The following is a 14,815-nucleotide window of genomic DNA, read 5'->3' on the forward strand; positions in this document are numbered from 1 at the left end:
TTGATCACCCACCGCATCGGCGTGGACGACTATATTTCCGGCTTCGAGGCGATGAAGAGCGGCAATTCCGGCAAGGTTGTCATGGATTGGTGAGGGCGGCCTTGGGGCCGGACTACAGGGCTCGCCATTCGCGGCGTGAACGCCCGGGAATAGCGCGATTTTTGAGTTCGTGAGGGCGATGATGACGCTTCTTTATCATTCAGGGCTATCGAATCCAGGACTAGATTGCCATCTGGCGCCTCTGACAGCGGGTAGTCGTGTTAAGGGGCATTCCTCAACGAGACCGGGCAAGCACGAATGAAGACTCAAATAGTCGTCGTTGGCGGTGGGGCTGGAGGCCTTGGACTCGTGCGCCGGCTCGGAGCACGGCTCGGCCGCAAGGATTTCGATATCATTCTTGTCGAGCGTAACCACACCCATGTGTGGAAGCCGCTGCTCCATGAGGTCGCGGCCGGATCACTCGACGCAAATCTTGACGAAGTGGGCTACCGCGGCCACGGGCACCGTTGGGGCTACCGCTTCTTCTACGGGTCGCTGGAGGCCATCGATCGCACCGCGCGGCAGGTCACAGTGGCGCCGATATTCGACGATGACGGGTCGGAACTGGTCGGTCGACATCGGCTCCGATACGACTACCTCGTTATCGCAATCGGGTCGGTTTCAAACGACTTCGGCACTCCCGGAGTCAAGGATCATTGCCTTTTCCTCGAAGACCGTCACCAAGCGGATCGCTTTCGATTGAAGTTGTTGAATCATTGTCTTCGAGTTTCCAGGACAATGTCAGCTGATTCAACCGACGACGCCTTTGTTGATATAGCTATCGTAGGTGGTGGCGCGACAGGCGTCGAACTCGCTGCTGAACTCTACAATGCTGCATCATCTCTCAGACATTATGGCCTGGAAGTCTTCGACGAGACCCGGCTGAGGGTCACTTTGATAGAGGCCGGGCCGCGGATTCTTCCGGCTCTCCCAGAAGCTTTAGCAAAGGCCGCGCATCAGGAACTTGAGGCCCTCGGCGTCCGGGTGCTCGCAAACACGGCTGTATCCGAAGCAACGGAACAGGGACTGCGGTGTGCTACCGGGGAGCAGATACACGCCAATATTTGCGTCTGGGCTGCAGGAGTGCAGGGGGCAAATATTCTGGGAGAGCTCGACGGACTTGAGGTGGCGCGCAGCAGGCAACTTGTCGTCCTTCCCACCCTCCAAACGAGCCGGGACGAGCGCATCTTCGCTATCGGCGATTGCTGCTTTTTCAAGCCGGAAGGGGCGGGCGGCCCAGTGCCGCCACGCGCTCAGGCCGCCCACCAGATGGCATCGACCGCTTATCGCAACATTCTTCACTTGATTGCCGGGGAAACGCCGGAAGCATTTGTCTATCGGGACAAGGGCTCGCTCGTGTCGTTGAGCCGGTTTTCCACCGTCGGCAGCTTGATGGGAAATCTCGTCGGAGGGCGGATGGCGATCGAAGGGCGGCTGGCCAGGATGATCTACGTGTCTTTGTACCGCATGCACCTGGTGGCCATACATGGCTGGATCAAGGGCCTGGCTCTTATCCTGGTCGGCCATGTCAACCGGGTTGTCCGTCCGCGTCTCAAATTGCATTGAGGTTGGTCAGGCGAGTGGCAGGCTGCGACCGAAAGATGCCGCTGAGGTCTGCATTCCACCTCGCCTGAGCGACGCCCGAGTGGTCTTGCCGCATTCCTCGCCCGATTTGCGCCATATGGCATGCCGACGGACGGCTCAAAACGAATGATCCCGCTGAATTGAAGGGGCATAACAGCAGCGAAATCTGCCCGCCGGACGCCACTCTAAGGTCCGACTACAAATGTGACTTTGGATCAAGCGACAGCGTTGCACCTATGGCCGTTGATCATGACAGGGATAGCGTCAGCGCCCCGACCGAGCTGATGAAATTCGAGACCCGCCATGTGCCGGGCGCGCTGAATCTGTCGCAGGAGATGGGCTGGCCTTATCGCCAGGAGGACTGGGAATTTGCCGTGAAGGTCGGCAATGGCCTGGTCCTCGAGCGGGCAGGACAGGTGATCGGCACTGCCATGTCCTGGAATTACGGACAGGCCTATGCCACTGCCGGGATGATCATAGTAACCGGCTCCGCGCAAGGCGGCGGCAACGGCTCCCGGCTTTTTGACGGGTTGCTTCAGGCCACGGACGGGCGCAACGTGCTGCTCAATTCGACGGAAGAGGGGCTCGCGCTCTACAAGCGACGCGGCTTCAATGCCTGGGGCACGGTGATTCAGCACCAGGGCTCGCTGAGCGTCGCCGTGACGCAGAGTACCCGCGACGACATCCGTCAGGCGACGGTCTCCGACCTCGCGGCGATCCAGGCTTTTGACGAGCGGGCGACAGGCATGCCCCGGCCGTCGATGGTGGCTGCGCTCGCTGATGCTGGCAATGTTCTGGTCATCGAACGCGCGGGGCGGATTGCAGGCTACGCCATCGCCAGGCGGTTCGGCCGCGGCTATGTCGTCGGCCCTGTTGCAGCAGAAAGCGCCCAAGACGCGCGGCTTCTGATCCTGGCCCAGCTTGCGACGCTTCACGGCCAATTCGTGCGCATCGACGTCTATGCCGAACACGGATTGGGCGACTGGCTGGAGAGCCTGGGCCTCGCGCGTGTCGGTGCTGTGATCGCGATGGTCAAGGGGCGACGGCCCGTCTGCGACGGGACAGCCCGCATGTATGCCTTGGCAAATCAGTCGTTCGGTTGAGGAATGAGGTAGGGTGGCGATGGATACGAATGTAAATATCAGTGAGGCGGCACAAACGATCGATGCCCTCATCACCCCGTCGCTGCTTCTGGACCGGGGGCGGATCGAGCGCAACATCCAGCGTCTGGCCGAGCATGCCAGAGAGCTTGGCGTAGTGCTGCGCCCGCATATGAAGACGGCCAAAAGCATCGACGTCGCCCGACATGTGTTCCCCGGCGAACCCGGCCCGATCACGGTCTCGACCATCGCCGAGGCGGAGTATTTCGCCGGCCACGGCTTTCGCGACATCACCTATGCAGTCGGCATGTCGCCGGCGTCGGCCGTCCGCGCCATGGAGCTTTGTCGCCGCACCGGCGCTGATGTGAAGCTGCTGCTCGATTTCGTGGAGCAGGCCGACGCCCTGGCCGGTGTACGCGAGGCCACCGGTGTGACGCCGTCCGTCTTCATCGAACTGGACTGCGACGACCATCGCGGCGGATTGAAGCCGGACGATCCCAAGCTGCTCGATGTGGCCGACAGGATCGTCGCAGCTGGCGCCAACCTGGTCGGCGTCCTCGCCCATGCCGGCGAGTCCTATGGCTTGAGCACGCCCGATGCGCTGGTCATGGCAGCCGAGGACGAGCGTTCGGCCACCGTGCGCGCCGCCGAAACTTTGCGCGCCCACGGCCATGCCTGCCCGATCGTCAGCCTCGGCTCGACGCCGACGGCGCACTTCGCCGAGAACCTCGAAGGCGTCACGGAGCTGCGCGCCGGGGTCTACATGTTCTTCGATCTCGTCCAGCACGGGGTAGGGGTCTGCCGTCTCGACGATATCGCGATTTCCGTGTTGGCCACGGTGATCGGGTCCAAGCCGGAAAAAGGATGGGTGCTGGTCGACGCGGGCTGGATGGCGCTTTCGCGCGACCGCGGAACCGCAAACCAGCAGGTCGACCAGGGTTACGGCGTGGTCTGCGATGAAAAGGGGCGGGTGCTTGAAGATGTGATCGTGGCGCAGGCCAGCCAGGAACACGGTATCCTCACCATTCGTGCCGGTTCTGGAAAGTCCATGCCCGATTTCCCGCTCGGGGCTCGGGTCCGGATTCTGCCCAACCATGCCTGCGCGATGGCCGCCCAGCACCACTTCTACAGCGTCGTCAACGGGGACAGTCCCCGGATCGAAGCCCGTTGGGAGCGGATCCGCGGATGGTAGGGGCTGCAATCGCAACGCTTTGCATGGCGCCCGTGCAAACTGACGCACTGGTGGTGCAATCATGAAGTTTACATCTTATTGGCTGGACACCTCTCAGCCGTTCAACGAGGGCGCGTCCAAACCGCTCGAAGGCCACTACGATGTAGCGATTGTGGGCGGCGGCTTGACTGGATCCTCTGCCGCGTTGGCCCTCGCCAAAAAGGGCGCCCGGGTTGCACTGTTGGAGGCCGAAACGATCGGCAACGCCGCTTCCGGCCGCAATGGCGGCATGTGCAACAACGGTTTTGCCCAGAACTATGCAATCATGGCCGGCAAGCACGGCAAGCCGGCCGCAAACGCCCTCTACAAGGCTTTCGACGCCGGCGTCGATATGGTCGAGCGGTTGGTGCAGGAAGAAAAGATCGACTGCAGCTTCTCCCGGGTCGGCAAGCTCAAGCTTGCCGCCAAGCCTGAGCACTACGACGTGCTGGCGCGCAGCCAGGAACTCTTGGCGGCAAATGTCGATCCCGGGACGAGGATGATCGCGCGCGCCGACCTGCGAACTGAAGTCGGCACCAGCCGCTACCATGGCGGGCTGCTGTTTCCCAAGAGCGCCAGCATGCATGTCGGCCGTTTCGTCCGGGGCCTGGCGACCGCCGCCGCACGGCGGGGCGCAGAGGTCTATGAAAACGCCCCCGTCATGGCTCTGCGCAAGGTCGCCGACGGGCATGAGGTCGAGACCCCGCGAGGCAAGATCGTCGCGCGTCAGGTCCTGCTGGCGAGCGGCATTTCCCAGGTCGGTCCGCTCGGATGGATCCGCCGCCGCATCGTGCCGGTCGGCGCCTTCCTGGTCGTGACGGAACCGCTGTCGCCTTCGCAACTCGAGCGCCTCATGCCGACCCGACGCAATGTCGTCGACACGCGCAATCTCGTCGTCTACTGGCGGCTCACGCCGGACAATCGCATGCTGTTCGGCGGGCGGGCCCGGTTTGCAGTATCCAACCCGCAGTCCGACGAGAAGAGCGGCCGGATCCTGAAAGCGGCGATGGTCGAGGTCTATCCGGAACTGGCCGACATCCGCATCGATTACTGCTGGGGCGGCATGGTCGACATGACCCGCGACCGCCTGCCACGCGCCGGGGAGCGCAACGGAATCTACTACTCCATGGGCTATAGCGGCCACGGCACCCATATGTCGACGCTGATGGGCAGCATCATGGCCGATGTCATGGACGGGCGTCCCGACCTGAACCCCTGGAAGGATTTCGACTGGCCGGCGATCCCTGGATACTTTGGGCGTCCCTGGTTCCTGCCGATCCTCGGCGCCTATTACCGCATGAAGGACCTTGTCACATGATTTCGCCCCTCGAACACCTGTCCCGCAACGGCCGCCTCGACAAGTTCTTCATCGACGGTCAATGGGTCGAGCCGAGAGGCACCGCCCAGAGCGTCGTGGTGAATCCCGCCACCGAAGAGATCGTGGCCCGGTTTCCGCTCGGAAACAGCTGGGATGTGGACGCGGCCGTTGCAGCGGCCCGCCGGGCGTTCGCCACCTGGAGCCGTACCAGGCCGGAATACCGCGCGGGTCTGCTTGATCGCCTGCAGGCGCTGCTCGAAGCGCGCAATGAACTGCTTGCGCAATGCTTGAGCCTCGAGATGGGAGCGGCGATCGGATATGCGCGCACCGCGCAGGTGCCGCTCGCGATCGCCCATGTGCAAGTCGCTCGCGATGTCCTGAAAACCTTCCCCTTCGTCGTGCAGCGCGGCCACACCGCCGTCACCCACGAACCGATCGGTGTCTGCGCCCTGATCACGCCCTGGAACTGGCCGCTCTACCAGATCACCGCCAAGGTTGCGCCGGCGCTCGCCGCAGGCTGCACGGTCGTGCTGAAGCCAAGCGAACTCTCTCCTTTGGACGCCCTGCTGTTCGCCGAGACGATTGAGGAAGCCGGCTTCCCTGCCGGTGTCTTCAACCTCGTCAATGGTGACGGCCCAGGCGTGGGCATGGGTCTCGCCTCCCACACGGATGTCGACATGATCTCCATCACCGGCTCCACCCGTGCCGGCATCGCGGTGGCCCAGGCCGCCGCGCCGACGGTCAAGCGCGTCGGACAGGAGCTCGGCGGCAAGTCGCCGAATGTGATTCTGCCCGACGCCGACCCCGATCGTGCCGTTTCGCTGGGCATAGCCGCCGCCTTCCGCAATCTCGGCCAGTCATGCAGCGCGCCGACGCGTATGATCGTGCCGCGCGAGCGGCTGTCCGAGATCGAGGCGGTCGCCAAGAGGGCCGCAGCCCAGATCATCGTCGGCGATCCGCTTTCAGAAGCCACCACTCATGGTGCAATCGCCAACCGTTCCCAGTTCGACCGCATCCAAACCATGATCGGCATCGGCATTTCGGAGGGCGCCAGGCTCCTCACCGGCGGGTCGGGTCGCGCGGACGATCTGAGCGTCGGGTTCTATGTCAAGCCGACCATCTTTTCCGACGTGCGCACAGGCATGCGCATTGCCCAGGAAGAGGTTTTTGGGCCAGTTCTGTGCATCATCCCCTACGACACAGTCGAGGAGGCCGTCACTATCGCCAACGATACGGTCTACGGCCTGGGGGCCCATGTACAGGGCACGGATATGGGCGCCGTCAGGGACGTCGCCTCGCGGATCCGCGCCGGTCAGGTTCATCTCAACTACCCCGCCTGGGACCCGCACGCCCCGTTTGGCGGTTTCAAGCAGTCCGGAAACGGACGCGAATATGGCATCGAAGGCATGTTGGAGTACCTCGAGGTCAAATCCATCCTCGGCTATTTCTAGGCGACATTCGCCTGGCGCAGAGGGCGCAGCTGCCGTCTACGCCTGTAGGCTGAGCGGATCGGTAATCAGTTAGAACATGTCGGTTGATGACTGAATCGGATTTGGTGACGTCTGCGTCGGTTTGACTCATCAGGTTGCGTTTCTATCCGGTCGCTTTGTGGGTTACCGATCGGGCATGATCGACCGACGCGGAATCGAGCAGCGGTGGAGGCGGACCGCTCGAAGCGGACGAGCGTGGCCGCCGGGTATTCGCTGCGAGTGAGGCTCGTGCTGCGGGTTGTGGGCTTGCGGTGGTGTCTGAGATCACCGGTCTGGCCGTTCGACGATCGGGCGTGGCATCAAAGACCTCGATGTTGCGACGGCGCGCGGGCAGGTGCGTCGACAGGGCGTTTGTCTATGCGATCGAATGGAGTGGCAGAGAACTCTGGTCTGGAGCTTCCTCGATTGCTCGAAGCTCCGCCGTGTTGAGTTCAATTTGTAATTTATTTTGACCAGGACTAACCTCCCACGCTCTCTTGATGTCCTTCGAGGCACGCCGAGATCGCCCGCAGCTGGAATTCCAGTGCGGGATCCTCCGCCGGGAACCGGCCGTCCAGCGCGGAGGTGCCGACGGTAAATCCCGCTGCGCCACTGTTGCGAATGGTGTTGATCTGATCCGGCCGGTCCACCGATCCCGCGACGATAACGGGCTTGGGCACGGCCCGGCACACAGCGTCGATCAGAGACGGCACATTGCCTGCCGAACGGTAGGCGAGAAGGTCGAGACCGGCGACACCGGGATGGCTGGCGAGCGCGACCGCGCTTTTGACGATCTCGGCCTGCGATCCTTCCAAAATGCTCGGGTGCCCGACGATGCGACCCGGAAACGGATAGTAGCGGATGGGCGTCCCTTCCAGCAGCGGCAGCACGTCTTCGGCATGGGTGCCACCGAGAAGAAAGTCGACGCCGAGGTCGATCGCCGCCTTGACCGAGCGGATCTCGCTGTCGCGGTCGAGCGATACAACTTCGAGATAAGTGTTGGCTCCGCCCTCGCGGATCTGGCGGGCGAGGGCGGCAAGCGCGTCGAGCGGCAGGCCGATGTCCTTGAAGCCGATGTGGCGGATTCCGGCTCTGAGCGCCGTTTCGGCGTGGACGGCGGCGTCGGTCACCGTGCGGTCGTTGCGTGTCAGCATGAAGATGAAGTCGAATTGGGTCATGGGGTGACGGCTTTCTGGTAGGGGAGGGAGGCCTTCAGCCTAAGGGCGTAGTCGAAGGCGGTCTCCAGGCTGGAGGGGTCGGCAACGCCGGACCCCGCGATGTCGAAGGCGGTGCCGTGATCGGGGCTGGTGCGCACGAATGGCAGGCCCAGCGTGACGTTCACGCCATGGTCGAGGCCCATATATTTGACCGGGATGAGACCCTGGTCGTGATACTGGGCGACCACGATGTCGAACCGGCCCTTGCGGGCCTGCATGAACACGGTGTCGCCTGGCCATGGGCCGGAGACGTCGATGCCTTCGGCACGGGCCGCCTCGATTGCCGGCCGGATGATGCGGATTTCCTCGTCTCCGAAGAGACCGCCTTCGCCGGCATGCGGATTGAGGCCGGCGACGGCGACGCGCGGATGGGAGATGCCGAGCGCCTTCGCACCGGCATCGGCCAACCGGATGGCATCCATCTGCGCCGCGAAATCGCCTTTGCGGATCGCCTCGGACAGCGAACAATGGATGGTGACGAGGACCGTGCGAATGTCCTCGTTCGCCAGCATCATGGCGACCTTGGGAGCCCCGCCATGATCGGCCAGGATTTCGGTGTGGCCGGGATAGTGCAAACCGGCTGCTGCAAGTGCTTCCTTGTGAATCGGCGCCGTTACGATGCCGCCCACCCAACCGTCCCGCGCCAGTCCGATCGCGACAACGATGGCGTCGAACGCCGCGCGTCCACTGACGGCCGAAACCTGGCTGACCGGTGGCAGGGCGGAAAGCTGCGAGGAGCAAAGCACGTTGAGGGTTCCGTCATCGAGCACGGTCTCATCGACGGAAGCGATCGGCCGGATCCGCACATCAGCATCGAGCCCGCAAAGGGCGTGGGTCATCACCAGCGGATCACCGACGACGATCCAGTGTCGCTTGTCCGGGCGACGGAGATACATTTTTGCGATGATCTCGGGGCCGATGCCGGAGGGATCGCCCATGGTCACGGCGAGAGGAGCGTCATGGGCGGTCATCGATCAGAGCCTTTCGTGAAAGCGGTTTGCCAGCAGGTCGCGGGCGGCATCAAGGAGTGCAGAGGGTGAGCCGAAGCCTCCCGCCTTCATGGCGATGGTGAGCGGCTCTCCATCCGCCCGTTCGGCGCGGCCAACCGGAAAGCCGGGCTCCAACTCGCGGGTGAGAAGGAACCCGTTGATGCCGAGGCGGTCGAGGATCGCGGCCATCGTCTCGCCGCCGGTGGCGATCACCGCGTCATAGTCGCGCCGGGCGACCGCTGCGGCTGCTTGTCCGGCGAGGTTCGTCATCACCGCGCTGGCATTCTCCTGCCCTTGCAGCGGTGCCCGAAGACAAATCACACGGGCGTCGCCGGGAGCGTCGGCCAGGTCGCTGACGACGGGAACGCCTCGTACACGCAAGGTCTCGCATTGGACGCGCGTCACCGGATTGGTGCTTCCTGCGACGATCACCACCTGCCCGGCGGCTTTGCCCGTTACCGGGCGTTCGTCCGGCACTGCAGGGACCAGCGATGCCAGCGCGATGGCGAGACCAGGGGAGCCCACCCAAAGGACAGTCTCGGGATCGGGAATGTCGGCGACCTGCCGGTTCAGTATGTTCTGACTGTCGGCGTCGAGGATCAGAATGGACCCTTTCGTCGCCGCATCGCCGGAACTGTTTGCTGCGAGAATGATCGGTATCCCCAGGGACGGGTCGACCAGATCGGCAATGTGCGATGTGCCTGCGGGATGGACTGGGTCACGGCCGTAGACGCTCTGACTCACGGGAATGCCGTTCACCGTCTGGATCCCGCCGACGGTGAGCCGCCCCGCTTCGGGAAAGGCTGGAGCGATGACAAGCCTGCTCCGGCCGCTGGCGCGAAAGGCGGCGGCGACTTCCACGCGGATATGGCCGCGCAGGGTCGAATCGATCGTTTTGAACAGAAGGCGGGCATGCGAGAGGGCCGACACGGCGTCGGCGATAGCCCTTGTCGCCTGCCAGATGTCGGAGGCGCGGCTGTTGGTATCGATAGAAGTGATAGCTCCATTCTCCGCGCCGTCGACCTGTCGCCTGATCACAGGTGCATAGCCTCTCGCGAGAAAGGCCGCCGCGCCGTCGGTAGCACTGGTCAGATCGTCGGCGACTATCCCGACGAGGAGAGATGTGGTCTGCTTCATGTTGGTGAGAATAGCAGAACGGTGAGAACCGAATATCGATATGATCTGACGATTTATGGTGATATGAAATCACCAATGAAACGATCTGACCTACCTTCACTCGACGATCTGCGTGCCTTCCAAACAGTGGCGCGTCTGGGGTCTGTGCGTGCTGCGGCGGCCGAACTCGCTCTGACGCATGGTGCAGTCAGCCGTCGCGTCTCCAAACTCTCCGCCGATCTTGGCTTGCGCTTGCTCGAAGCGGACGGGCGCGGGGTGCGTCTGACCTCCGATGGCGCGAAGCTGGCGGAGGCGACCGGCAAGGCGTTCCATTTAATCACTGATGCCTTGGCAAAGATCAGATCCAGCTCGACGCCCATTCCGATCATCTTGTCCTGCGAGCGCTCGCTGGCGATGCGCTGGCTGATCCCCCGCTTGTCTGGGTTTCAGGATCGATACCCGGACGTCGAGGTGCATCTGTCGACCGGCGGCGGAGGGCTCGACTTCGCGCGTGACCGGGTGACGCTTGCGATCCGCCGTCTCGATTTTCCGGTGGACCCGGAATGGACCATCATCAGGCTGATGCCCGAGCGCGTCGGTCCGGTCATGCTGCCATCCCTGCGCAAGCGGTTCGAGAGTGGCGACTATGTGGCGCTCGGATCACGGACGCGACCGGATGCCTGGGAAGCGTGGCTCGACGCGCACATGGATGCGCCGCGTCCTCGAACGACCCGATTGCTGGATCATCATTTCCTGATGGCAGAAGCGGCCCTGGGTGGTCTTGGCGTTGCTCTTGCCCCCCAGGCGATTGCAACGGATGACGTCGCGAATGGGCGATTGGAAGCACCACTCGGCTTTGATCGCGACGGGACGGACTACGGCCTGATCCATCCGAAGTCGATCATTGTTTCAAGCGGCCTCTCCGCATTGCGCGATTGGCTGACCGCAGAGTCCGAGGGATCGTTCAAGCGGCAGGTGCTTGAGAACAGCTAAACTAAGAAAATAAGGTCGCCTTTGCGCCCGTATCGGCTCAGGCGGGGCGAAAGAGACAGCGCTGCGAAAGGGCGTGCTGGTTTGGCTGTCGACCGGAGGGCCTTGTGCTGAATGACCATGCATTGCCGCACATTCTGCCGGACGCCTGCGATTATGCTCGGCTGATAGGGCAGATTGACAGGAACCAAGGACATGGATCGCTTCCGGCCGAAATACGTGACGTTTGATTGCCACGGCACGCTCATCAATTTCCAAATGGCGGAAGCCGCCAGGGACCTGTTCGGTCATCTTCTGGATGGGCCGCGCATGGTTGAATTCATCAGGAATTTCCAGGGCTACCGCCTCGACGAGGTGCTGCAGGACTGGAAGCCTTATGCAGATGTCGTTCACAACGCACTGGAACGCACCTGCCGCCGCAACAGCGTCGCGTTCCGTGCCGAAGACGCCGAAACGATCTACAACCGCATCCCGACTTGGGGGCCGCATCCGGACGTTCCCGAGGGATTGGCCAAGCTGGCCAAGGAAATTCCGTTGGTCACCCTGACGAACTCCATGGTGGCCCAGATTCCGTCGAACGTGGCAAAGCTCGGTGCGCCGTTTCATGCCGTCTTGACCGCTGAAGAGGCGGGTGCCTACAAGCCGCATTTCAAGGCGTTCGAGTACATGTTCGACACGCTGGGCTGCGGCCCGGAGGATATCACGCATGTGTCCTCGTCATTCCGCCACGACCTGATGTCTGCCTATGATCTGGGGATCAAGAGCAAGGTCTGGGTCAATCGCGGCCATGAGCCGGCCAACCCCTATTACGAGTATACGGAAATCCGTGACGTGACGCAGCTACCGGGCGTTTTCGGACTCTGAGGGCGAGGATAGGCCGGAGACCCGCAGAGCACTGCGCCCATTTTGCGAGGGCGGCCAGCGGCGCCGTCTGAAATACCGCGAGAAATAGACCTGCGGGGCGTCATCGCTGGAGCGCTCCATCTGTCGAAGCATGAAGAACAACCGTCCCCAACAGGCGAGGATCTTTCGAATTGGGCGCTTATGGTGATCTGGTCCCCGATGAGGAAGCTGGTCAGCTCGATGGCTCCATGACGGCAGGATGCGACCATCTGCCTTACGCGGCAGCTTCAACCGAAGCCTATTTTCGCGCTGCCGCCGCAAGCCTGGCGATGCGGCCGGGCGCTTCCGAACCGGACATGTCGGCGGCACTGCTGAAGCGCCATTACGGATTGACGGGATCGATCGCGACATTGTCCTCCGAGGTTGAGCGCACCATTGAGGTCAACCTGTCGGACGGCCGCCGGTTGATCCTGAAGACGTCGGCAACAGCGGAGGCGGTCGACAGCTTTCGTTTTCAAACCGCCGCCATGGCCGGATTGCAAGGGTTCACGGGCTTCGTTGCACCCGAAGTGCTCCGCACGACCAGCGGCGCGTTGATGTTTGAGCAAGAGGGGATGTTCGAGCAAGAGGGGACATGCGGGTACTTGCAGACCCGGATCGAGGGCATTCCGCTGCACCAGGCGACGCCAACTCCCGACCTGCTTTTTCGAACCGGCAGCGCTCTCGCCCGGCTGGACCTGGCTCTTGAGCTGGTCAGTGTGCCCGCGGCTTACCGTCCCGTTCTTTGGCATGTCGGTTGCTGGTCGAGGTTGATGGAACTGGAGCAATACCTGCCATCCGGGAGCATTGCCGAGAGCGTACGCGTCGCGATGGCGGAGTATGCGGAGTTCGTTGAGCCACAAATCTCTGATGTGGCGTGGCAGGTAACGCATAATGATCCCAGCCCATTCAACATGATGGTGACTGGCCAGGGAATGGGTTTTATCGATTTCGGCGATGGCTGCTGGAGCCCCAGGATCCAGGACCTGGCGATCGCAGCAAGTCACGTCGTAGGGGATTCGACACTTCCTTTGGGTGGAGCCGAGCATCTTATTGCCGGCTATGCCTCTGTCATTGCACTTTCGGCACTGGAAGCAAAATTGCTCGTCGGACTGATGCGGGCGCGACAAAGCGCGTTGATCCTGGTCAACTACTGGCGGTCCCACCTTTTTCCGGCCGATGCCCAATACATCAAAAAGAATGTCTCGCGTGCCGAGCACGGACTTTCCATCCTGGCGCCTCTTGGTGTCGCATCGGGCGAGGCAGCCGTCCTGGCGGCAATGTCGTCGTTTCAGCCGTAACGCATCTCGGTTCGCTCGACCGGCACGGTAGCCAAAAGACGAACCGCGAATTGATCAAGGTACTCTTTCAGATAGGCAGCAGCACATGTCCACAGATCTCATGCCTAATCGCTACAGGCCCGGCGAATCCGATCTTCCGAGGCGCGAGTCCGAGCTCATTGCTCGCCGTGACGAAGTACTTGGGGCCTCCTATCGGCTTCAGTACCGCCGGCCCGTGCACTTCGTTCGCGGCGAAGGCATGTGGCTCTACGACCCTGACGGGCGTGCCTATCTTGATTTCTACAACAACGTGCCGTCGCTCGGCCATTGCCACCCAGAAGTAAACGCCGCAATGGCTGAACAGGCGGGCCGGATAAGCGCCAACACGCGCTATCTCGAGCCAAAACTTGTCGACTATGCCGAGCGACTGGTCGACACTTTCCCAAGCGAGCTCGACCGGGTGGTTTTTACCTGCACGGGAAGTGAATCCAACGATCTGGCCCTGCGTATCGCGCGATTTGCGAGCGGCAATGAAGGCGTGATCGTCTCGAGCTACGCCTATCACGGCACCAGCGCGGCTGTCGCCGCGGTTTCCCCGAACCTGGGCGACGCCGTCAAGCTCAGCCCATTCGTGCGCATGGTTTCCCTGCCGGGGCCGGAGGGTGTGCCGGAAGCCCAGGCTGCGGACTTTTTCGAGGCGCAAGTACGCGCGGCCATCGTAGATCTGAACCGTCGTGGCATCGGCGTTGCGGCCCTGCTCATCGACAGTATTTTTTCCAGCGATGGCGTATGGGTCGATCCCCCCGGCTTCATCGCCGGCGGAGTTGCGGCGGTGCGGGAGGCAGGTGGTCTCGTCATCGCCGACGAGGTTCAGCCGGGTTTTGGGCGAACCGGCGCTCATATGTGGGGCTTTGAACGGCACGGGATCGTTCCCGATCTCGCTACCCTCGGCAAGCCGATGGGCAACGGATTTCCAATTGGCGCGGTCGTTGGTCGCAAAGCACCGATGGAGCAATTTGGCGCAACCGCTCGCTACTCCAACACGTTCGCCGGAAATACGGTTGGCATAGCGACCGCCGACGCCGTGCTGGCGATCCTGCAGCGCGACCAGATCCCCCAGAAAGCGCTTGCCATGAGCCAGCGCCTCCGAGCCGGGCTGGAGAAAATCGCACAGCAGCCATATGGAGTTCGCGCTATCCGAAACGCCGGTCTGTTCTTTGGCATCGACATCGGGCGTGAGGGTGCCCCGGCGGCAAGCCGGCGGGCAATGGCGCTGGATGTCGTGAACGCACTGCGCGACGACGGCGTCCTTGTCAGCACGACAGGGGCCAACGAGGATTCGCTCAAAGTGCGCCCGCCGCTCGTTTGCCAGGCCGAGCATGTCGACATCTTCCTTGCAGCCATGGAGCGGGCGCTCATCAAGGTCGCAGGCTAGACCGCATGCCTGCGACCAGGTGGCCAGGTCCTGGTTCCCAGCTGCGGTAACCGACCGGGATCGTCACGCCGTAGATCGGCGAGGCTTCCGCGTTCTTAGCTCGAACGCTGTCGATCTCAACGCAGCCGATAGCGAAAGCGATCGACACGGCGATGACGGCTGCAATTGCAAGATTGCGTCTCATGC

General features: G+C 62.6%; 13 protein-coding genes and 1 pseudogene. 10 read left to right on the forward strand and 4 right to left on the reverse strand.

Going from position 1 to position 14,815, the window contains the following annotated elements:
• Window positions 1-297: 297 nt before the first annotated feature.
• The 6 genes and pseudogenes from AC0L2K_RS17375 to AC0L2K_RS17400 form a co-directional block, all read left to right on the forward strand.
• On the forward strand, window positions 298-1,605 hold the full coding sequence (locus tag AC0L2K_RS17375; RefSeq protein ID WP_091590903.1) for an NAD(P)/FAD-dependent oxidoreductase: 1,308 nt from the start codon (window positions 298-300) through the stop codon (window positions 1,603-1,605).
• 302 nt (window positions 1,606-1,907) lie between these two features.
• Window positions 1,908-2,726 carry a GNAT family N-acetyltransferase gene (locus tag AC0L2K_RS17380; RefSeq protein WP_287228004.1) on the forward strand — a complete coding sequence of 273 codons (819 nt, stop codon included), beginning with the start codon at window positions 1,908-1,910 and terminating at the stop codon, window positions 2,724-2,726.
• Between the two features lie 19 nt (window positions 2,727-2,745).
• Window positions 2,746-3,915: an alanine racemase gene (locus AC0L2K_RS17385; RefSeq protein WP_287228169.1), complete on the forward strand. Its 1,170-nt coding sequence runs from the start codon at window positions 2,746-2,748 to the stop codon at window positions 3,913-3,915.
• A gap of 61 nt (window positions 3,916-3,976) precedes the next feature.
• Window positions 3,977-5,251 carry an NAD(P)/FAD-dependent oxidoreductase gene (locus AC0L2K_RS17390; RefSeq protein WP_287228002.1) on the forward strand — a complete coding sequence of 425 codons (1,275 nt, stop codon included), beginning with the start codon at window positions 3,977-3,979 and terminating at the stop codon, window positions 5,249-5,251.
• Window positions 5,248-6,702 (forward strand): aldehyde dehydrogenase family protein, encoded by a 1,455-nt coding sequence (locus AC0L2K_RS17395; RefSeq protein ID WP_473531925.1) that lies wholly within the window; start codon window positions 5,248-5,250, stop codon window positions 6,700-6,702. The genes AC0L2K_RS17390 and AC0L2K_RS17395 overlap by 4 nt, the downstream gene beginning before the upstream one ends.
• 175 nt (window positions 6,703-6,877) lie before the next feature.
• A pseudogene (locus AC0L2K_RS17400) lies at window positions 6,878-7,090 on the forward strand (ISAzo13 family transposase); the annotation flags it as partial.
• Between the two features lie 109 nt (window positions 7,091-7,199).
• Here the strand turns inward: AC0L2K_RS17400 and AC0L2K_RS17405 are convergent.
• Genes AC0L2K_RS17405 through AC0L2K_RS17415 form a run of 3 tightly spaced genes read right to left on the reverse strand, consistent with a single transcriptional unit; the run spans window position 7,200 to window position 10,063 of the window.
• Window positions 7,200-7,898 carry a beta/alpha barrel domain-containing protein gene (locus AC0L2K_RS17405; RefSeq protein ID WP_287227998.1) on the reverse strand — a complete coding sequence of 233 codons (699 nt, stop codon included), beginning with the start codon at window positions 7,896-7,898 and terminating at the stop codon, window positions 7,200-7,202.
• Window positions 7,895-8,908, reverse strand: a complete 1,014-nt coding sequence (gene pdxA, locus AC0L2K_RS17410) for a 4-hydroxythreonine-4-phosphate dehydrogenase PdxA (protein WP_287227996.1) — start codon at window positions 8,906-8,908, stop codon at window positions 7,895-7,897. Before pdxA ends, AC0L2K_RS17405 begins: the two co-directional genes overlap by 4 nt.
• Window positions 8,909-8,911: 3 nt before the next feature.
• Window positions 8,912-10,063: a four-carbon acid sugar kinase family protein gene (locus tag AC0L2K_RS17415; RefSeq protein WP_473531926.1), complete on the reverse strand. Its 1,152-nt coding sequence runs from the start codon at window positions 10,061-10,063 to the stop codon at window positions 8,912-8,914.
• A 21-nt stretch (window positions 10,064-10,084) separates the two neighbouring features.
• Between AC0L2K_RS17415 and AC0L2K_RS17420 the strand changes: the two genes are divergently transcribed.
• The 4 genes from AC0L2K_RS17420 to AC0L2K_RS17435 all read left to right on the forward strand — a co-directional run bounded on the left by AC0L2K_RS17420 (window position 10,085) and on the right by AC0L2K_RS17435 (window position 14,629).
• The gene (locus AC0L2K_RS17420) at window positions 10,085-11,035 is read left to right on the forward strand and encodes a LysR substrate-binding domain-containing protein (protein WP_287227992.1); all 951 of its coding nucleotides are present in this window, start codon (window positions 10,085-10,087) and stop codon (window positions 11,033-11,035) included.
• Between the two features lie 192 nt (window positions 11,036-11,227).
• A complete protein-coding gene (locus AC0L2K_RS17425) occupies window positions 11,228-11,896 on the forward strand; it encodes a haloacid dehalogenase type II (RefSeq protein WP_287227990.1) in 669 nt (222 codons plus the stop codon).
• 170 nt (window positions 11,897-12,066) lie between these two features.
• Window positions 12,067-13,215, forward strand: a complete 1,149-nt coding sequence (locus AC0L2K_RS17430) for a phosphotransferase enzyme family protein (protein ID WP_473531927.1) — start codon at window positions 12,067-12,069, stop codon at window positions 13,213-13,215.
• A gap of 85 nt (window positions 13,216-13,300) precedes the next feature.
• Entirely contained in the window at window positions 13,301-14,629 is a 1,329-nt protein-coding gene (locus AC0L2K_RS17435; protein ID WP_473524374.1) for an aspartate aminotransferase family protein, read from the forward strand.
• On the opposite strand, the gene AC0L2K_RS17440 is transcribed toward AC0L2K_RS17435, so the two are convergent.
• Entirely contained in the window at window positions 14,613-14,813 is a 201-nt protein-coding gene (locus AC0L2K_RS17440; RefSeq protein ID WP_419693283.1) for a hypothetical protein, read from the reverse strand. The two genes, AC0L2K_RS17435 and AC0L2K_RS17440, sit on opposite strands and share 17 nt — an antisense overlap.
• Between the last annotated feature and the right edge of the window lie 2 nt (window positions 14,814-14,815).

The organism is Mesorhizobium sp. WSM4817, assembly GCF_055811135.1.